This is a genomic window from Haloferax sp. ATB1, assembly GCF_000730175.1.
The window spans coordinates 13,067-32,029 of record NZ_JPES01000019.1 but is presented as its reverse complement, the minus strand read 5'-3'; the positions used below and the strand labels follow the sequence as shown (position 1 = coordinate 32,029).

At 67.1% G+C, this 18,963-nt stretch carries 13 protein-coding genes and 4 pseudogenes; 6 read left to right on the top strand and 11 right to left on the bottom strand.

The annotated features are described in order from the left end of the window. Positions 1-929 (top strand): amidase family protein (locus ATB1_RS03425; protein WP_042662275.1); only part of this gene is annotated, 929 nt, incomplete at its 5' end. A 74-nt stretch (positions 930-1,003) separates the two neighbouring features. On the opposite strand, the pseudogene ATB1_RS03420 reads toward ATB1_RS03425, so the two are convergent. Both ATB1_RS03420 and ATB1_RS03415 read right to left on the bottom strand, forming a co-directional pair. After that, a pseudogene (locus ATB1_RS03420) lies at positions 1,004-1,665 on the bottom strand (potassium channel family protein). A gap of 77 nt (positions 1,666-1,742) precedes the next feature. Then, the gene (locus tag ATB1_RS03415) at positions 1,743-3,128 is read right to left on the bottom strand and encodes an APC family permease (RefSeq protein ID WP_042662274.1); all 1,386 of its coding nucleotides are present in this window, start codon (positions 3,126-3,128) and stop codon (positions 1,743-1,745) included. 274 nt (positions 3,129-3,402) lie between these two features. On the opposite strand from ATB1_RS03415, the gene ATB1_RS03410 reads away from it, so the two are divergent. Together ATB1_RS03410 and ATB1_RS03405 are read left to right on the top strand one after the other, a co-directional pair. After that, positions 3,403-4,083: a TrkA family potassium uptake protein gene (locus ATB1_RS03410; protein ID WP_042662273.1), complete on the top strand. Its 681-nt coding sequence runs from the start codon at positions 3,403-3,405 to the stop codon at positions 4,081-4,083. Then, a complete protein-coding gene (locus tag ATB1_RS03405; protein WP_042662272.1) occupies positions 4,083-5,744 on the top strand; it encodes a TrkH family potassium uptake protein in 1,662 nt (553 codons plus the stop codon). Before ATB1_RS03410 ends, ATB1_RS03405 begins: the two co-directional genes overlap by 1 nt. A 34-nt stretch (positions 5,745-5,778) precedes the next feature. Here the strand turns inward: ATB1_RS03405 and ATB1_RS03400 are convergent. The 3 genes and pseudogenes from ATB1_RS03400 to ATB1_RS03390 form a co-directional block, all read right to left on the bottom strand. Further along, positions 5,779-7,384 (bottom strand): annotated as a pseudogene (locus tag ATB1_RS03400) (TrkH family potassium uptake protein). A 118-nt stretch (positions 7,385-7,502) separates the two neighbouring features. Beyond that, positions 7,503-8,839 (bottom strand): annotated as a pseudogene (gene trkA / locus ATB1_RS03395) (Trk system potassium transporter TrkA). 86 nt (positions 8,840-8,925) lie between these two features. Then, positions 8,926-9,462 (bottom strand): type II toxin-antitoxin system RatA family toxin, encoded by a 537-nt coding sequence (locus ATB1_RS03390; protein WP_042662271.1) that lies wholly within the window; start codon positions 9,460-9,462, stop codon positions 8,926-8,928. A gap of 118 nt (positions 9,463-9,580) precedes the next feature. Here ATB1_RS03390 and ATB1_RS03385 point away from each other — a divergent pair, with 118 nt between their 5' ends. The 3 genes from ATB1_RS03385 to coaBC all read left to right on the top strand — a co-directional run bounded on the left by ATB1_RS03385 (position 9,581) and on the right by coaBC (position 12,654). Then, complete coding sequence (locus ATB1_RS03385) at positions 9,581-10,543, top strand: hypothetical protein (RefSeq protein WP_042662270.1); 963 nt, start codon at positions 9,581-9,583, stop codon at positions 10,541-10,543. Between the two features lie 83 nt (positions 10,544-10,626). Further along, positions 10,627-11,406 carry an FAD-dependent oxidoreductase gene (locus ATB1_RS03380; protein WP_042662269.1) on the top strand — a complete coding sequence of 260 codons (780 nt, stop codon included), beginning with the start codon at positions 10,627-10,629 and terminating at the stop codon, positions 11,404-11,406. Positions 11,407-11,496: 90 nt separating this feature from the next. Next, a complete protein-coding gene (gene coaBC, locus ATB1_RS03375) occupies positions 11,497-12,654 on the top strand; it encodes a bifunctional phosphopantothenoylcysteine decarboxylase/phosphopantothenate--cysteine ligase CoaBC (RefSeq protein WP_042662268.1) in 1,158 nt (385 codons plus the stop codon). A gap of 24 nt (positions 12,655-12,678) precedes the next feature. Here coaBC and ATB1_RS03370 read toward each other — a convergent pair. The 6 genes and pseudogenes from ATB1_RS03370 to ATB1_RS03345 all read right to left on the bottom strand — a co-directional run bounded on the left by ATB1_RS03370 (position 12,679) and on the right by ATB1_RS03345 (position 18,963). After that, positions 12,679-14,420: pseudogene (locus tag ATB1_RS03370) on the bottom strand (Na(+)/H(+) antiporter subunit D). Continuing rightward, the gene (locus tag ATB1_RS03365; protein ID WP_042662267.1) at positions 14,420-16,138 is read right to left on the bottom strand and encodes a cation:proton antiporter; all 1,719 of its coding nucleotides are present in this window, start codon (positions 16,136-16,138) and stop codon (positions 14,420-14,422) included. The pseudogene ATB1_RS03370 and the gene ATB1_RS03365 overlap by 1 nt, the downstream one beginning before the upstream one ends. Then, a complete protein-coding gene (locus ATB1_RS03360; protein WP_042662266.1) occupies positions 16,139-17,617 on the bottom strand; it encodes a monovalent cation/H+ antiporter subunit D family protein in 1,479 nt (492 codons plus the stop codon). Next, positions 17,610-17,969 carry a cation:proton antiporter subunit C gene (locus ATB1_RS03355; RefSeq protein WP_042662265.1) on the bottom strand — a complete coding sequence of 120 codons (360 nt, stop codon included), beginning with the start codon at positions 17,967-17,969 and terminating at the stop codon, positions 17,610-17,612. Before ATB1_RS03355 ends, ATB1_RS03360 begins: the two co-directional genes overlap by 8 nt. Beyond that, entirely contained in the window at positions 17,966-18,430 is a 465-nt protein-coding gene (locus tag ATB1_RS03350) for an MnhB domain-containing protein (protein WP_042662264.1), read from the bottom strand. The genes ATB1_RS03355 and ATB1_RS03350 overlap by 4 nt, the downstream gene beginning before the upstream one ends. After that, positions 18,427-18,963, bottom strand: coding sequence for a DUF4040 domain-containing protein (locus tag ATB1_RS03345; protein WP_042662263.1), 537 nt, complete (start codon positions 18,961-18,963; stop codon positions 18,427-18,429). The genes ATB1_RS03350 and ATB1_RS03345 overlap by 4 nt, the downstream gene beginning before the upstream one ends.

The window sequence follows — 18,963 nt, the reverse complement described above, 5'->3', positions numbered from 1 at the left end:
AGGCCGACCTCGCGCTCGGCACCGACACCGGCGGCTCCATCCGCTGTCCCGCCGCGTTCTGCGGCGTCGTCGGCATCAAGCCGACCTACGGCCTCGTCTCGCGCTACGGCCTCGTCGCCTACGCGAACTCCCTCGAACAGATCGGCCCCATCGCACCGACCGTCGAGGACGCCGCCGCGCTCCTCGACGTCATCGCCGGCCCCGACGACCGCGACGGCACGACCCGCGACGCCGGCGCAGACTCGAACTACGCCGCGGCCGCCGACGGCGACGTCGAGGGCCTCACCATCGGCGTCCCGACCGAGTTCGTCGAAGGCGCGGACGAGGGCGTCGAGGAGGCGTTCTGGGCCGCGCTCGACGAACTCGAAGCGCAGGGCGCGGAGTACCGCGAGGTCAGCATGCCGTCCGTCGAGAAGGCCGTCGCCGCCTACTACGTCATCGCCATGTCCGAGGCGTCGTCGAACCTCGCTCGCTTCGACGGCGTCCGCTACGGCAAATCCGGCGGCTACGACGGCAACTGGAACGAGGCGTTCGCCCGCGCCCGCGAGGAGGGCTTCGGCTCCGAGGTCAAACGCCGCATCCTCCTCGGCACGTACGCGCTCTCTGCCGGTTACCACGACAAGTACTACGCGAAGGCGCAGGACGCCCGCGCGTGGGTCAAACAGGACTTCGACGAGGCGTTCGAGGACGTTGACGTCGTCGCGTCGCCGACGATGCCCGTCCCGCCGTTCGAACTCGGCGAGAGCCTCGACGACCCGCTCCAGATGTACCTCGCCGACGCGAACACCGTGCCGGTGAACCTCGCGAACCTCCCCGCCATCTCGGTTCCCGCGGGCGAGACCGACGGCCTCCCGGTCGGCCTCCAGCTCATCGGGCCAAAGTTCGGCGAGGAGACCATCGTCCGCGCCGCGTCCGCGGTCGAGAACTAACACGAGAACGGTTTTTCACGGCACCGAGCGCCGACCGAGACGCCCAGTCCCGGTCGTCGGTCGTCGTGGGTGGACTATCCCCGAAACAGATTCATCACTTCGTCGGCCACGTCCGACTCGACGCCGAGCACGTAGCGGTGACCGGCTTCGAGGACAGTGTCGGGGCCGCCGATTCGGTTCCCCTGATAGTCGACGATGATGAGACTCCCCTGCGGGAGTCGAACCTCGTCGAGTCGCTTGCCGGCGACGGGGGCGTCTTCGGCGACTTCGACCTCCACGATTTCGACGTTGCCACCGATGTCTTCGATAGTTCGAACACCGCCGTTGGCGATTTCGTTGGTCGCTGCCCGCGCGCCGAGTCGCTCGGGAAAGACGAGTCCGTCCACGAACTCCTCGTAGAGTTCGTCCGGCGTCCCGGTGATTCGCATGACGGTTCGAACGTCCGACATCCGCTGTGCGGCTAGACAGATGGCGAAGTTAGTCGACTCGTCGTCAGTGAGTGCGGCGACACGTCGCTCCGCTCGGGCTGGGCTTGTCTGAGTATCTCCGGACGAGAGGCGTCTCCCTCGATGACGGTGGCGATGTACTTGTCGGCGACGTCCGGGATTCGGTCCGGGTCCGCTTCGACGATGACCACGTCGTGGCCGCGGTCGGAGAGGAGTTCGGCCGTCCGAAGGCCCAACTCTCCACCGCCGGCGACGACGACGCGTAAATCGTGTGTTACTGGGTCGGGCATGCGTGTGAATTGGTGTTGGCGTGTAGTAGTCGTCTCGGTGCAGTGTGCGGTCGGCTCTTTCGTCGGTCAGTCGTTGGTCAGTCGTCGGCTCCCTCCGCCGGCTCGATCGGCTCTGGGTCCTGAATCTCGGGTGGTCCCGCCGGGCCGACGTCGTCCCGCCTCGACAAGAGGAGGTAGACGCCGCCGCCGACGACGAGCCAGCCGATAGCCAGCGCCCAGGTAAACGGGTCGATAAAGAGGCCCAAAAGCACGTTACAGACGATGCCGAGGACCGGGGTGACGGGGTACAGCGGCACCTCGAAGGGTCGCTGTAGGTTCGGCTGTCGCCGCCGAAGCCGAATCAACGCGTAGTTGACGATGATAAAGCCCAGAAGCGAGAACAGACTCGCCAGGTTCCCGACGATGCGGATGGGAACGACGAGGACGGCGACGAGCATCACCACGGCCGACGCGAGAATGGCGACGAGCGGCGTCCCGTACCGGTGGTGGAACCGGCCGAGGCGGGCGGGCAACTGTCGCTCGCGGCCCATGGCGAACGCCACCCGCGACGAGCCGATGACGACCGCGTTGAGCGCCGAGATGGTCGAAAAGACCGCTCCGAAGGCGATGAGCGCCGCGCCCGTTCCGAGTATCGGGAACGTCGGCATGAAGCCCTCCGCCGCCTGCGCGATTGCCGTCTCGCCCGCGCCGGCGAGCCCGTCCGCGCCGAGCGTCCCAATAGCGACGAAGACGACGAACAGGTAGACGACCACGGTGACGGCGACCGAGAGGAGGATGGCCCGCGGGATGTTTACCTGCGGGTTCTCGACCTCCTCGGTGACGGTGGCGATGAGGTCGTACCCCTGAAACGCGATGAACGTCAGCCCCATCGCGGGGAGGACCGACAGCGGTCCCTCGGTGAAAAGCGGGTCGAACTCCCCGGCGTCGGCGGCCGTGAGACCGAACGCGACGAACACGCCGAGAATGGCGATTTTGAGTAGCGTGATCGCCGTTTCACCCCGTCCCGAGGCTTCCGTCGAGAGGGCGTTGAGCGCCACGAGCGTCACGACGGCGCCGAGCGCGTACAGGACCGGTGGCCCCGGAAGGGCGTACCCGTAGATGTGGCCGAACTCGACGAAGTTCGACGCGAAGCCGAGCGCGTACAGCGACCCCGCAATCATGTACGTGAACCACCGCGTCCACCCCATGACGAAGGCGACGGGTGCGGAAAACACCTCGCGGACGTACGCGTATCCGCCGCCGTTTCGCGGAATCGCGGCCGCGAGTTCGGCGTACGAAAGCGCCGTGAACGTCGTCACGCCGCCGTTGAGAGCGAACGCGATGATGGCCGCCGGACCGGAGATGTCGACTGCGAGCCCCGTCAAGACGAAGATTCCCGCGCCGATCATCGCACCGATTCCGACCATCGTCGCGTCGAGCAGACCGAGACTTACGGCCGGTTCGCGCCCGCCCGAGTGACTCACGGGCGGACCCTCGCTTGGCCGCGAGGCCGACTGGTCGGAAGTGACATATGTCCACATATATCATATCCGTTGATAAATACCCGGTCCGCCAAGCCGAACCGGACACCGTGACCGCGGGGTCGGGGCTGGACAAATCCTCGATCATCTCCCGACTCGGCGACCGAACACGCGGTGAATCCACACTCAGTAGCCGTTTGTTCGGGAAATCGTATTTTGAACAACGAAACGACATGCCGATAGTTTTTCCACCACCCGATACGGACGCCGGAACGTCATGTACATCATCGTCGTCGGCGCGGGCAACATCGGCACGCCGCTCATCGAAATCGCCACCGAGGGCGGTAACGAGGTCGTCGTCGTCGAGCGCGACGAGGCGAAGGCCGAGGCGGCCGCCGCGACGTTCGACTGTCTCGTCCTCAACGACGACGCCACGGTCAAACAGACGCTCGACGAGGCCGGCGCGGACCGGGCCGACGCCATCATCACGACGACCGACAAGGACGCGACAAACATCATGGTCTGTCTCTTGGCGAAGGAACTCAACATCCCGGACATCGTCTCCGTCGTCCACAACCCCGAGCACATGAGCCTCTACCGCCAAATCGGCGTCAACACGATGGAGAACCCCCAGCGACTCATCGCGGAGTACCTCTACCGGGCGGTCAAGCGCCCGTCCATCGTCGACTACATGCGCATCGGCGAACACGCCGAGGTGTTCGAAATCCGCGTCGACGAGGACGCGCCGATTGCGGGGATGACGATTCAGGAGGCGGCCCAGGAGAACCTCCTCGACGGCGACACCCTCATCGTCGCCATCGAGCGTGAGAGCGACGACGACCCCGTGACGCCCCGCGGGAACACCACCATCGGCACGGGCGACCTTTTGACAGTCTACTCCGCGAAGGGCGCGACGCCCGAGGTGACCGACGTGTTCGGCCACTACGAGGACCACTGATGCCCCGCCGCGGACGAACCGTCTCCGGCTGGCCCGCCGACCTCGCGGTCATCGGCCGCGACGTAGGCTCGCTCCTCGCCATGGAGTCGGCGCTGATGACCGCCTCGGTCCTCGTCGCGGCCGGCTTCGGCGAGTGGTACGCCGCGCTCGCGTTCCTCGTCGCCGGGGGCGCGACGGCGTTCGTCGGGCTTGGCGCGCGGAAGGCGTTCAAGGACGCCCCTGCGCCCCGGATGAAACACGGGATGATAATCGCCGCCGCGGGCTGGTTTGCCACGGCTGCCTTCGGGTCGCTTCCCTTCTTCCTCACGGCGCAGTTCGCCCCGCAGAGCGTCTTCACGGCGCTCGTTCCCGCCGGAGCCGACTACGCCCAGTCGAGCCTCGTCTACTTCCGCGACCCCTTACACGCCCTGTTCGAGAGCATGAGCGGCTGGACCGGAAGCGGCCTCACCATGGGTATCCACGAGCCGTCGCTCCCGCGGACGATTCAGTGGTGGCGCTCGCTCATCCAGTGGGTCGGCGGCGTGGGCGTCATCGTCCTCACCGTCTCCATCCTCTCGCGGCCCGGCAGCGGGAGCTACGCGCTCTACCGCGGCGAGGCCAGAGAAGAGAAGATTCACCCGAGCGTCGTCTCGACGGTCCGGACCGTCTGGAAGATTTTCGTCGGCTACACGCTCCTGTCGGTGGTCATCCTCTTTTTCGCCATCCGCGCCAGCGACTACGGGGCGTCGCTCTCGCTGTGGGAGGTCGCGTGGCAGGCGCTCAACCACGCGATGACCGGCCTCTCGACCGGCGGGTTCGCCGTCACCGACGGCTCTATCGGCACGTACGACTCGCCGCTCATCGAGACGGTGTTGCTCCCCATCATGGCGCTGGGGGCAATCGCCTTCCCCGTTCACTACGCCGTCCTGAAGAACCGCGACATCGACCGCCTCTGGGGCGATCTCCAGACGCGCTGGCTCCTCGTCCTCTTCGCCGTTGGCGCGGTCGCGCTGGCCGTCCAGAACCTCGTCAGTCTCCCGGCGACCGCGGGGTCGGCGTTCGTCGAGACTGCCGACTACTTCGGGCTCTCGGGCGTCGTCGGCGGGGCGGAGTCGGACGCCGTCCGCGACGCCGCCTTCCACTGGGTGAGCGCGCTCACCTGTACCGGCTTTCAGGCCGCGCCGCTCGGCGAGTGGTCTGACGGCGGGAAGATTCTTCTGTCGGGGGCGATGACCCTCGGCGGGGCCGCCGGGTCGACCGTCGGCGGCATCAAAATCATCCGCGGCTACACCATCGCCCGCGGCATCCGCTGGCAGTTCTCCCGCGTGTTCCTCCCCGAGAGCGCAATCGTCAACATCGAGATGAACGGTCGTCGCCTCTCGCGGACCGAGATGGACCGCGAGTTCTCCGAGGCGGCCATCGTCTCGATGCTGTGGCTGTTGTTGCTCGTCGGGTCGAGCATTCTGCTCGTGAACCTCGCCGGACCGGAGTTCACTTACGCCGACGCGCTGTTCGAAGTCGCGTCCGCGCAGGGGAACGTCGGTATCTCGACGGGTATCACCGGTCCGTGGATGAATCCGTGGGCCGAGACGATGTTCCTCTTCAACATGTGGGTCGGCCGCCTCGAAATCATCCCGGTGTTGGTGTTCGCCCGTTCGGTCATCTACGGACTGAATCCCTGACGAAACACGGGCACTGACTTCTGTTTTTCCGGCGCTATCGCCGCCAGTACTCCGGTGTAAAGATGACCAGCACGGGCAGAATCTCCAGTCGGCCCACCCACATGAGAAGCACCATGTACAGTTTCGAACCGTTGGAGAAGTCGAGATAGCTCCCCATCGGGCCGACGACGCCGAAGCCCGGCCCGACGTTCCCGAGGGTCGCGGCGACGGCGCTCATGGTCTCGAGGATGCTCACGTCGAACCCGGTGCGCGCGGCGTCGAGGTGAAGGACCCCGGCCGAGACGAAAAAGAGCACGAGGTACAGGAGCGTGAAGGCGTAGATGCCGCGGATGGCCCGCTCGTCGACCGCGCGGCCGGCGAGCCTGACCGGGCGGACCGCCTCGGGGTGGGCCGTCGTGAACAGCTCTCGGCGGAGCGACTTCACGATGACGTACCAGCGGACGATTTTGACCGCGCCGCCGGTCGAACCCCCGGAGCCGCCGATGAACATCGCGAACAGGAGGCCGTACTGCGTCGGCGCGCTCCACGCGTTGAAGTCGATGCTGGCGTAGCCGGTCGTCGTGACGATGGAGACGACCTGAAACACCGACTGGCGGACCGCGGGTTCGACGTTGCCGATGATGGCCGTGCGGATGCCTTCGAGGTAGAGTTGGTCGTAGGTCTCGCCCGCCGGCGCGACGGACATGAGGCCGTCGCCGAGGAAGAGAATCCCCGCGAGAATGGCTGAGATGACGCCGATGACGCCGAGGTAAGACTTGAACTCGGTGTCGCGGAACAGCCGCTTCGGGTCGCCGGTCAGCACGTGCCAGAAGAGCGCGAAGTTGGTCCCGGCGGCGACCATGAAGGGGATGATGACCCACTGCGCGGCCGCGGAAAACGCCTCGATGCTCCGGGCCTCCGGCGAGAACCCGCCGGTCGGCATCGTCGTCAGCCCGTGGGCGATGGCGTTGTACACGTCCATGTTCGGGGCGTTGCCGGTGACGTGGAGGCCGTAGAGGAGGACGATTTCGAGGACCGTGAGGCCGAGGTACGCGCCCCAGAGCGCGCGGGCCGTCTCGGCGATGCGCGGGGTGAGCTTCTCGATGCCGGGGCCGGGCGCTTCCGCGTCCATCAGTTGTGCGCCACCCACGGAGAGTTCGGGGAGGATGGCGACCGCGAGGACGACGATACCCATCCCGCCGAGCCACTGGGTGAGCTGTCGCCACATCATGATGCCGCGGGTGTGCGAGTTAAACGAGATGTCGCCGAGCACCGTCGCCCCGGTCGTGGTGAAGCCGCTCATCGTCTCGAACAGCGCGTTCACCGGGTTCCCGAGGGTCGACTCGGGGTGGATGGGTGACGTGAGGAAGGGGATGCCGTGGGCCTCGACGAGAAACGGTATCGCGCCGACTATCGTGACGGCCAGCCACGTCACCGCGACCCATCAGGAAGCCCTCGCGGGCCCCGATGTCGGGGTCGTCGGCGAGCCGTTCGAGCCCCGTGCCGACGAGGACCGTGACGGCCATCGTGACGACGAACGGGAGCACCGACTCGCCGTAGTACAGCGAGACCACGAGCGGGAAACAAAGAGGGACCGCGAGATATTTCAGGACGGTCCCCACGAGACGCAGGCTGGCTCTGTAATCGACCCGCAATTTCATCCGTGGACTAACGTACCGAGCGCCGGGTTCTTCCCTGTTCGGGTTCGCGATCGAGTGCGCGACGGCGTGACGGGGTCGGGATTTCGGCGCAGAACGGGAGGCTGTGCGGCGGACCGACCTACAGATTGGGTGTCACGTCGTCGATGACGCAGCTATCGACGAAGACGACGACGTGGTCACCGGGTTCGATGACGGTGTCGCCGCGGGGGGTGATGAACTCGCGGCGGCGGGTTATCGCGCCGATGACGACGCCCTCGGGGAGCGTCGCCACCGACTCCCGAATCGGCTTACCGGCGAGGACGCTCTCGGCGTCGACCTCGATTTCCAGCACTTCGGCCTTGTCAGACTCGATGAGCGCGACGTTCTCCGCGCCGCCCTCGCGGGTAAAGCGCGTTATCTCCTCGGCGACGACCTCGCGGGGGCTGACGCCCACGTCGACGCGACGGCCTCGAACAGGTCCACGTACGGCGTCGTGTCGATGACGGCGACGGTGCGTTCGACGCCGAGGCGAGCGGCGAGCAGCGACACGAGCAGGTTCTTCTCGTCGGAGTCGAGCGCCGAGACGAGCAGGTCGGCGTCGCCGATGTACTCGCGTTCGAGGAAGTCCACGTCGGTCGCGTCGCTCTCCATGACGATGGTCCCCGGGAGCATCTCCGCGAGTTCGCGGGCGCGGTCGGGGTCGTGCTCGATGAGTCTGGGCTTGAATCCGCGCTCTTCGAGGAGACGGGCGACGTGGTACCCGATTTCGCTCCCGCCGACGATGACGACTTCCTCCGCGGTGCCCGGCGATTCGCCCGGCGAGACGGAGCTTGCGAACCCCTGAACGCTCTGGGGACTGCCGATGACGACGACGCGGTCGCCCGGCCCGATGACGGAGTCGCCGCGGGGGATGGTGACCTCGCCGTCGCGGAGGATGGCCGCGAAGGTCAGCGAGTCGAAGCGGTCGGCCTCGCTCACGGTCTGGTTGGCGACGGGGCTCTCCTCGTCGACTTCGAACTCGGCCATCTGGACCTGCCCGCCCGCGAAGGGGTCAACGTCGCGCGCGGCGGGGAGGCCGACGACGCGGACGATGGACTCCGCGGCGAGCAGGTTCGTACAGACCATGAAGTCGATGCCGAACGCCTTCTCGGAGCGCTGCCACGTCCGGAGGTACTCCGTGTTCTTGACGCGGGCGATGGTGAAGGCGTCCGAGATGGCCTTGGCGGTCGCGCAGGCGACGATGTTCGTCTCGTCGTCGTCGGTCGAGGCGATGACCATGTCGGCGCGCTCGACGTCGGCCTCTTCGAGCGTGTCCACGGAGGTTCCGTCGCCGTGAAGCGCCAGCACGTCGAGCGAGTAGTTCAGTTCGTCGACGCGCTCCGGGTCGCAGTCGATGACGACGACCTCGTGGGTCTCGTCGAGGTCGGCCGCGATGGACGACCCGACCTGTCCGGCACCGATGATTATCACGCGCACCAGAGACCAGCCCCTGTCATACGTCTGGTTTGGACTGCGGGCGCGTATGTGCATTTCCCTTCACGGATACCCCGTTCATCGGCGGCTCACGACCCCGGTTTCGAGTGTATCGTCAGTTCCACGCGTCGCGGCCGCCCCTCGATGTCGGCGACGATTCGCTCGACGATTCGCTCCGCCTCCTTCTGGAGTACCGGCCGGAGTTTATCGATGACCCACCCCAGCGAGACGAACCGCGGGAGGTCGATGTCGCCCGCGGAGACGCTGTCGGGGTCGTACTCGACCTCGAAGAAGACGCGGCAGGCGGTCTCGTCCTCCGATGGGGCGTCGGCCGGCAGGTCGTCGAGTTCCTCGACCCGCCAGCGGCCGACGGCGTGTACGTCTTTGGTGATGGTCCAGTCGATTCGCGTCGGCGGGGTGACGTCGGTCACCTTCGACTCGGCGGTGTAGGTGAGCTTCCACCACGAAAAGTACAGGGCGTACCGCGTGCCCGGCGACCCGTCGCCCGACTGTCGCACGTCTCGCAGGTGCTTCGAGTAGTCGGCGTACCGCGGGAAGTCCACGAGGAACTCGTATATCTCCTCGGGGGGCAGGTAGACGACGGTGCTGACGGCTATCTCGTCCACGAGCGTCGAATGGGGTCGGCGGGACCAAAGCCTTGTGGGCCGGGGCGCGTCGTTTCGGCTGTCAGCCACCGACACAATCGCAACCTATAATCGGCCGGTCTCTCGACCTAGAACCGAGATGGTGGGGGGGACGCTTCGGGACGTCAGAGCCGAGATTCGGTCTCTGGCGCGTTCCGACGGCGACTACGCGATAGTGTGCGGTCGCACGGGTTCGGAGCCCGGTGCTGCGACGGGCCGGCGGTTTCCGGACCGGCGCACCGCCGGGAAGGCTGCGGAACTGACGAGAGACTACCGGGCGGCGCTTCGGCGATACGACCCGAACATTCCGTACGACGACCCGCAGGTGTACGAGGTGTCGAAGGGGCCACCTCGGTCGGCCGCAGAGGCAGCAGAATCTGACGACGACTACACCCGCTACAGTGCCTTCTGCCACGACACCGCGGGCGCGCTGTTCGAGGCGCTGTCGGAACTCGGCCACCGAGAGGCCGAGACCGCCGCGATGGAGACGTATCTCACGCTGGCCGAGGTCGTCGACGACCACGACGACTTCTGTCTCACCTTGGTGTGGAGCCTGATGAGCGAACTGGACGTTCGCCTCTCGGCCGCCGAACAGCGGGCGGTCGTCGAGTCGGCCGCCGGACTGTTCTGTCCGACCCCGACGCCAAACCCGGTTGACGCGACGCTCGGGCACCTCGAAACGGTCGGCTTCGTCGAGGGGTACTCGGTACGGCCGATTCCTGACACCGGGACAGACATCACGGCTGACAGGACGTCCGAAACCGACGCCCGCACCGACGCGCGAACCGATGGCGACGACAGCTCTCGGACGTGGGAACTCACGTTCGGCGACTACGCGCTCGCGGAGCGGACCGGACGGATTCCGACGCTCCCCATCGCCGTGTCGCTCCTCCGCCGGACGCCCGGGCGGGCGGTGCGCTTCATCGACGGCGAGGCGCTCTCGGACGGTCGCTGGCGGCTTCGCGTCCGGATGACTCCGGAAGGCGACTCCGCGGGACTCGTCAGCGTCGAGGCGGCCGAGAACCGATGGCTCAACGACCCGAGTGCGTCGCTGGGCCGATAACCCGCTAGCGGTGCGGAGCGTGGGATTCGGCAGACTTCGGCGACATCCGCACGGTTTTACTCGCCGCTGAGCTATCGCACGGTATGAGCGAGACGACTCCACGAGACGCGCTCGTCGTCGGCGGCGGCGTCGCCGGTCTCACCGCCGCGACGTTCCTCGCGCGCGCCGACCTCGACACCCTCGTCGTCAACGACGCCGAGCCAATCGTTCGCCGAAACGCCCACCTCGAAAACGTCCCCGGCTTTCCGGCGGGCGTCAACAGCCGGCTTTTTACTGACCTCCTCTCCGAACAGGCGGACCGAAACGGCGCGGAGCGACTGGCCGGTCGCGTGACCGACCTCGTCGTGCTCGGCGACGACGAAAACCCGCTGTTCCGGGCGACCGTCGAGGCCGACGACGGCGAAGAGACCGTCGAGGCGTCGCGCGTCGTCGCGGCCTCGTGGTCCGACGCGTCGTACCTCGAAGACACGGGCGTCGACCTCCGGGCCGCCGGGTCGAAGACCTACGTCGACGTGGACGACCTCGGCCGGACCGCCGTCCCCGGCATCTACGCCGCGGGGCGACTGACCGAGATTTACCATCAGGCGGTCGTCGCCGCCGGCGACGCCGCGGAGACTGCCATCACGCTGGTCCACGACTCGGGGACGGCGTTCTACAACGACTGGGTCGCGCCGACCGGCTACTTCACCGACCGCGGCCGCGAGGTGCCGCCGGCCTGCGAGGAGATAGACGCCGACGAGCGCGACCGCCGCGAGCGCGAGTCCCGCGAGGTCATGCGCGAGTTCTTCGCCGAACCCCACGACGAGCCCCAGCGTACCCACCCGAGCCTCGTCGACGACGAACTCGGGCGACTGGACGAGTAGCCGAACCACTCTCGCCGCGGGCGGACCGGCCGCCGGTCCCGCTCGCGGACGCGAATCCTTTTAACCGATAGCGGGCGCAGAGACGAGTGAATGCTCGAAGGTGTGAACGTCGCGCTCGGGGTGACGGGGAGTATCGCGGCCGTGAAAGTCGTCGAGTTGGCGCACGAACTCCGCCGCCGGGGCGCGTCGGTCCGCGCGGTGATGACCGACGCCGCGACGAGAATCATCCATCCGTGGGCCGTCGAGTTCGCCACCGACAACGACGTGGTGACCGAGATTACCGGCCGCGTCGAACACGTCGAACTCTGCGGCCGCGACGGCTGGGCCGACGTGTTCCTCGTCGCGCCCGCGACGGCCAACACGGTCGGCAAGATAGCCGCTGCTATCGACGACTCTCCCGTGACGACCACCGCGACCACCGCCCTCGGCGCGGGCGTCCCGGTCGTCGTCGCGCCCGCGATGCACGAGCCCATGTACGACCACCCCGGCGTCCTCGACGCCATCGAGCGGGTGCGGTCGTGGGGCGTCGAGTTCGTCGACCCCCGCATCGAGGAAGGAAAGGCGAAAATCGCCACCGAAGAGGCTATCGTCACCGGCGTGGCGAAAGCGACGACCGAACAGACGCTCGCCGGGAAATCCGTCGTCGTCACCGCCGGCGCGACGACCGAGTCCATCGACCCAATCCGCACCCTCTCGAACCGCGCCTCCGGTCGCACGGGCCGCGCCGTCGCCCGCGCGCTCGCGATTCGCGGCGCGGACGTGACGCTCGTCCACGACGGCGACGACGCGCACTACGCCGACGTGCTCGCCGTCGAGTCGGCCGCCGAGATGCTGGAGGCCGTCGAGGCCGCGGTCGACGCGGACGCCGACGCGCTCGTCTCCGCGGCCGCAATCTCTGATTTCACCGTCGAGGCGGCCGACGAGAAGATTCGCTCCGGCGAAGCGCGTACGCTCGACCTCGAACCCGCGCCGAAGCTTATCGACACCGTCCGGGAGTCGCATCCGGACCTCACTATCGTTGGCTTCAAAGCCGAGACGACCGGCGACGACGAGGCGATGGTCGGCGAGGCCCGCCGCATCATGGACCGCGTCGGCCTCGCGTTCGTCGTCGCCAACGACGCCTCCGTGATGGGTGCGGACGAGACCCGCGCGCTCGTCGTCCGCGCCGACGAGACGAGCGAGTACGTCGGGTCGAAAGACGGACTCGGCGCTCGCGTGGCCGACGAACTGAAAACGGAACTCTCGTAAAAAACGACCCGAGGCGGCTCGGGACTACGCGAGGAGTCCGACGAGCACGCCGCCGAGTATCAACACGACGAGCGCGATACTCGTCGCAATCGTCGCGCGAAGGCTCCCGACGGTAATCGAGTCCGCCTCGGACCGACCGAGGCCGCCGGCGATCCGACGCAGCGCGGGGTACGGATTCGCAATCGTGCCCGCAACGTCGTAGGCCGCGGCCGAGACGACGCGGTCGACGGCGGCGAAGAGACCGGTCGCACCGCGAACCAGCCCGCGGGTGCCGTAGAAGACAGCGGGATTCAACAGGGTGTCGACGTCCGGCACGTCTCCGACCTTCGAGAGCGGTTTCTTCACGACCACGAAGCCGACGACGCCGAGAACGGCGAGCGCGAACCCTTCGCCGAGGTGGCTGAGCGTGAAGGGGTGCGCGTCGGCGGTGCTTCCGGGCAGTATCGCGAACAGCGCGTCGGGGTACAGCCCGAAGGCGACACAGAGCCCCGCGACGCCGAGCATCGCGACCGACTGGCCCGTCCCGGCGCGGTCGAGCGACCAGTCGCGGTCCGCATCGCGGAAGAACGCGTAGTAGCCGAACTTGATGAACGACATGAACGTTCCGACGCCCCCGGCGAGAAGGAGATAGAAGATGCCGTCCAGGTGCTCCTTGTGGGCGGCGGCGGTAATCATGCCCTTGCTGACGAACCCGTTGAAACCGGGGAAACCGCTAATCGAGAGGGCGGCGACGGTGAACGCGAGCGCGGTCGCCGGCAACGCCCCGCGGAGGTTCCCGAGGTACTTGAGGTTCTCTTCGCCGGTCTGCGAGAGGACGACGCCGGCGGTCATGAACAACAGCGCCTTGTAGAGGATGTGGTTGTAGACGTGTGCGAACGCGCCGGCGGTCGCGAGCGCCGTGCCGATACCGACGCCGGCGACCATGTACCCGACCTGCGACTGGATGTGGTACGCCAGGAGCCGCCGCATGTCGTTTTGCATGAGCGCGTAGCCGACGCCGACGACGGCCATCGCGGTCCCCATGTACGCGATTGCGAGGTTCCCGTCGGGGAACGCGCGAGCGAGGCCGTACACCCCGGTCTTCGTCGTGTAGACCGACAGGAAGACGCTCGCGGCGAAGTGGGGGCGCGGATACGTGTCGGGAAGCCACGTGTGCAACCCGACGAATCCGACGTTGACGCCGATACCGAGCGCCGCGAGCGCGGCCGGAACGCCGGCCGCGATACCGTCGGTCGCCGAGAAGAGGAACGTCCCCACCTCGACGTAGTGCCAGACGATAGCGCCCATGAGCAGCTACCGCCGAGTCCGTGGGCAATCGCGTAGCGGTAGCCAGCGCGCACCGCTTTCCCGCCGTAGTCCCAGACGAGAAGCGTGCTCGTGACCGCCATGAGTTCCCAGAAGAACACCATGGTGAGCCAGTCGCCGGCGAAGACCGCGCCGAGGCTCGTCCCCACGTAGCCGAGGGCGTAGGCCGTCTGGACGTTCTGCGCGGCCGACGAGTACGAGTAGAGGACGGCGGCCGCACCGATGAGGCCGAAGATAATCCCCATCAACCGGGAGAACTCGTCGACGTTGAACAACACGGCGTCGAAGCCGAGGAACGTCACCGGCAGGTGTGCGCCGGCCGGGGCGAGAAGCGACCAGACGGCCACTCCCCCGGTCGAGAGCACGCCCAGCGCGTGTCCGACCCGACGCGAGACGAACGGCATGACGAGCGCGACCGCGAGCACGACGAACGCCGGCGGCAGGAGTGTCGCTATCGACATCAGAACACCACCCCCGTCACGTCGGCGACGACGCGCTGGACGAGCGCGAGGAACACCGCCGTCTGGGGAACGACCCCGAGGACGATTGCACCGGCCGCGGCAATCGTAATCGGAGCCATCATGAACCACGTGCTCTCAGTGCCGAGGCGACGATGTTCCCACCCGCCGGCGGGCGCACCGCCGTGGTGGTGGTGGTGGTCGTGGTCAGACTCACCGTCGGCCGCGGCGACGTGGTCGGATTCGCCGTCGGTCACGGCGACGTGGTCGCTCGGGTTCCGGTCGACGGCGTACTGCTCACCCTCGGCGACCGGCTCTTTCGACCCGCCGTCGGCGACTGCCCGCACGCCGCCGATGGGGAACTCGATGAGCGGTTTCGCGTCCGAGTCCTCCGGCGTCTGGAAGAACGCCTGGTAGATGACCGGCCAGAAGTAGCCGATGTTCAACAGGCCGGACGCCAAGAGCACGAACACGAAGACCGTCTGTTCCGCCTGGATGCTCCCGATGAGGAGGTACCACTTGCTGACGAACCCGGCGACCAGCGGCAGGCCGGCCATCCCGAGGCTCGCGACGGTGAACGCGATCATCGTCAGCGGCATCCGCCGGCCGATTCCAGCCATGTCGCTGATGTCGTCGGTGTGCGTCTCGACGTGAATCGCGCCCGCACAGAAGAACAGGGTGAGCTTCATGAACGCGTGGGCGGGAATGTGGAGCAGCCCGCCGACGAGCGCCGCGGGGGAGAGCAAGGCCAACCCGAGGACGATGTACGAGAGCTGGCTGACCGTCGAGTACGCCAACCGCCGTTTGAGGTTGTCCTGTCGGAGAGCGATGATACTCGCGACGACGATGGTGAACGCAGCGACCGCGGCCAGCGGAAGGCCGACTCCGAGCGAGCCGACGGCGTCGGGACCGTACACGTCGAGGATGACGCGTGCGATACCGAACACGCCGCTTTTGACGACCGCCACGGCGTGGAGCAACCCGGAAACGGGTGTCGGGGCGACCATCGCGTCGGGGAGCCACGAGTGGACCGGCATGAGCGCGGCCTTCACGCCGAATCCCGTGACGAGCAGCGCGAACGCGGCCCGCGCGACGACAGGGTCGGCGTTCGCGAGCGCGGCGATGCCGCCAGCGGAGAACTCAACGGTTCCGGTCGCCCAGAACACGAGCGCCGTCCCGGCGAGGGCGGCGACCCCGCCACCGAAGGTGTACGCGAGGTATTTCCGACCGGCCTTTCGGGCCTCCTCAGTCTCGTCGTGCGTGACGAGCGGATACGTCGCCACCGTCAACAGCTCGTAGAACACGTACAGGACGATGAGGTTCGAGGCGAACGCGACGCCGAGGGCGGCGCTGACGCTCCCCGCGAACGCCGCGAAGTACCGCGTCTGGGCGTGTTCGTCCAGCCCGCGCATGTAGCCGATACTGTAGAAGCTCGTGATGAGCCACAGGAGGCTCGCGAGCAGGGCGAATATCATCCCGAGCGGGTCGGCCCGGAGGACGAACCGAACTCCGGGGACAAACGTCCCGAGGTCGGTGACGTACGTCGTCCCGTTGAGAACCCCCGGAACCATGCTTGCGACGATACCCAGTGCGGAGACCGCAGAGAGGACGGTGAAGCCCTCCCTGACGTTGGGACTGCGTTTCGATGCGACGATAGTGACGATACCGACCGCAGCGGCTAGCACCGCCGCGAGCGGTCTCAGTGAGAAAACGTCTGTCATTTAGAAGTACACCTCCAGTGCCGGTTGGATGACGGTGATGAGGTCGGAGCCGAGAACGCCGAGCACCACCGCGGTGACCGCCGAGACGACGACGACCGCGCGCATGCCGAACGACACTTCCACGGCGTCGTTTCCGCCGTCGGTCGAGACGGCGTCCGCCTCGGGTTCGGGCGCGGTGAAGTACATTCGCTCGATAACCCGGCCGAAGTACGCGAGGGTGAGAAGCGTGCTCACCACGACGACGGCCGCGACCGGCCACGCGCCGGCTTCGACCGCACCGACGACGATGTTCCACTTCCCGACGAATCCGACGGCCGGCGGGATGCCGACCATCGAGAAGGCGAGCACGGCGAACGCCGCGCTCGATACCGGTGCCTTCGCGGCGAGTCCCGCGAAGTCCTCGACCGTCCGCACGCCGAGACCGGTGGCGAATACGCCGACGGTGAGGAACAGCCCGCCTTTCATCACCGCGTGGCCGACGAGGTGGACGACCGCTCCGACGAGCGCCGTCTCGTTCGCGAGGCCGATTGCGGCGACGACGAGACCGAACTGCGAGACCGAGGAGTACGCGAGCATGCGTTTGAGGTCGGACTGCATGACCGCGAGGACCGCCCCGACGACGACACTCACCGACGCGAGCGCCACGAGGGCGTCGCCGGCGAGCGAGACCTCGTCGAGGAACCCGGTCGTGTACACCGCGTAGATAATGCGGGCGAGTGCGTACGCGGCCGCCGTCGAGACGAGCGCGGAGATGTACGCGCTGACGGTGTCGGGCGACTCGGCGTAGGCACCGGGCTGCCACGTGTGCAGCGGGAAGACGGCGACCTTGACCAGGAGGCCCGTCACGATGAGCCCGAAGCTCGTCAGTATCGCCGGCGAGGTGTAGCCGACCGACGCGACCGCTTCGGTAAGGTCCGCCATGTTGAGCGTCCCCGTCTTGATGTAGAGGTACCCGACGCCGAGCAGGTAGAGGGACGCGCCGATGGTCCCGACGAACAGGTACTTGAGGCTCGCCAGCGCGGCCCTCGGCGACCGGCCGCTGGCGACGAGGGCGTAGGTCGCAAGCCCCGTAATCTCTAGGAAGACGTACAGGTTGAACACGTCAGCAGTCGCGAACACGCCGGAGATACCGGCCGTGAGCAGTGCGAGTTCGCTGTAGAACGCGTTCGAGTGCGGCCCCGCGCGGCGGGCGTAGACGAGCACGCCGAGCGTCGAAAGCGACACGAGCACGAGCAGCGGCGCGGAGACGCCGTCGGCGACGAGTTCGATACCGAACGGCGGTTCGAACCCACCGACTGCGTACGAGAGCTGGCCGCCTTCGAGAACGCGAGCCGCGACGGTCGCGGAGAGTCCGAGATGGACGAGGCCCATCGCGGTCGCGACGAACCAACCGATTCGCTCGAACCGTCCCCCGAGAGCGACGGGGAACAGCGACGCGGCGATGGGGACGACCACGAGGAGGACGAGCGCGTCAGTCATCGACCTGCACCTCCTTGATGACGTCTTCGTCCAGCGAACCGTAGCCGTCGTAGATGCGGATGACGAGCGCGAGCGCGACCGCCGTTAGGCTCACCCCGACGACAATAGCCGTCAGGATAAGCACGTGCGGAAGCGGGCTCACGAACGTCTCTTCGCCGTGACCGACCACGGGCGGAGCCCCGCCGTCGACGTACCCGGTGGTCACGAAAAACAGGAAGATGCCGACCTGGAAGATGTTCATGCCGATGATCTTCTTGACGAGGTTCGGACTGCCCATGACGACGTAGAGCCCGATGCCGAACAGCAGGATGCTCGCGACGTAGTTGTAGTGTGTCGTGAGGAGGTCCATCATGCGTCGTCACCTCCGGAGTCGTGGTTGAATCCACCCGCGAGGTTCATGAACAGCGAGACGATGACGCCCGCGACGATTGCGCCGATACCGAGTTCGACGAGTTCGATACCGTACTTCACGCCGTGGCTGATTCCGTAGGCTGCGTACTCCAGGAACGCCCCGTCGAATGCGAGCGCGCCGATGCCGATACCGACGAACGTCGTCGCGCCGACGCCGACGAGGAGCCGGATGACGCTGTCGTCGAGCCACTCGCGCGTCGGCTCGATACCGAACGCGAACGCGAGCATGATGATGCTCGACGCGACAATTGCGCCGCCCTGGAAGCCGCCGCCGGCGGACTCCGCGCCGTGGAACATGACGAACAGCCCGAAGGTGAACACGAACGGGCTGACGACGCGAACCGTCGTCATGATAATCGTACTCTCGACGTACGCGCTGAGAGAGCCGTCGGCGGCGCTCATACGTACACCTCCTTGCGGAGGACGACGAGAACTGCGAGCCCCGCCGCGAGAACGACCGCGGCCTCTCCGAGCGTGTCGAACCCACGGTAGGCGGCCAGGATCGCCGTCACGACGTTTTCGACATCGGTCTGCGGATAGGCGTTTTCGAGGTAGTACCGGGTGATCTCCGAGGTCGCGACCGGCGAGTTCGGATCGCCGATAGTGGGGAGCGACCGGACCGTCGTGAGCAACACGCCCACGAGACCGGTCGCGATTATCGCGGGACCCCACGCGACGCGCTCGAAGAGTCGGTCTCCTCCCGGCCGGACCGTCCGAACGATTGCCAAGAGGAACAACACCGTCGTGACACCCGCCCCGACGGCCGCTTCCGTCAGCGCGACGTCGGGCGCTCTGAGGAGGATGTAGACGATTGCGACGCCGAAGCTGAACCCGGCGAACGCGATAATCGCGCTGAGGATGTCTCGGAGGAAGGCCACGGCGAGCGCGGCGAAGACGACGAACGTCAGCAACACCCCGTAGAGGAGTAGCTGCAC

What these genes read in the sequence shown, in the direction of transcription:
- ATB1_RS03410 (WP_042662273.1), top strand. Translation starts at nt 3,403, where the DNA reads ATGTACATCATCGTCGTCGGCGCGGGCAACATCGGCACGCCGCTCATC.
- ATB1_RS03405 (WP_042662272.1), top strand. Translation starts at nt 4,083, where the DNA reads ATGCCCCGCCGCGGACGAACCGTCTCCGGCTGGCCCGCCGACCTCGCG.
- ATB1_RS03385 (WP_042662270.1), top strand. Translation starts at nt 9,581, where the DNA reads ATGGTGGGGGGGACGCTTCGGGACGTCAGAGCCGAGATTCGGTCTCTG.
- ATB1_RS03380 (WP_042662269.1), top strand. Translation starts at nt 10,627, where the DNA reads ATGAGCGAGACGACTCCACGAGACGCGCTCGTCGTCGGCGGCGGCGTC.
- coaBC (WP_042662268.1), top strand. Translation starts at nt 11,497, where the DNA reads ATGCTCGAAGGTGTGAACGTCGCGCTCGGGGTGACGGGGAGTATCGCG.
- ATB1_RS03365 (WP_042662267.1), bottom strand. Translation starts at nt 16,138, where the DNA reads ATGACAGACGTTTTCTCACTGAGACCGCTCGCGGCGGTGCTAGCCGCT.
- ATB1_RS03360 (WP_042662266.1), bottom strand. Translation starts at nt 17,617, where the DNA reads ATGACTGACGCGCTCGTCCTCCTCGTGGTCGTCCCCATCGCCGCGTCG.
- ATB1_RS03355 (WP_042662265.1), bottom strand. Translation starts at nt 17,969, where the DNA reads ATGATGGACCTCCTCACGACACACTACAACTACGTCGCGAGCATCCTG.
- ATB1_RS03350 (WP_042662264.1), bottom strand. Translation starts at nt 18,430, where the DNA reads ATGAGCGCCGCCGACGGCTCTCTCAGCGCGTACGTCGAGAGTACGATT.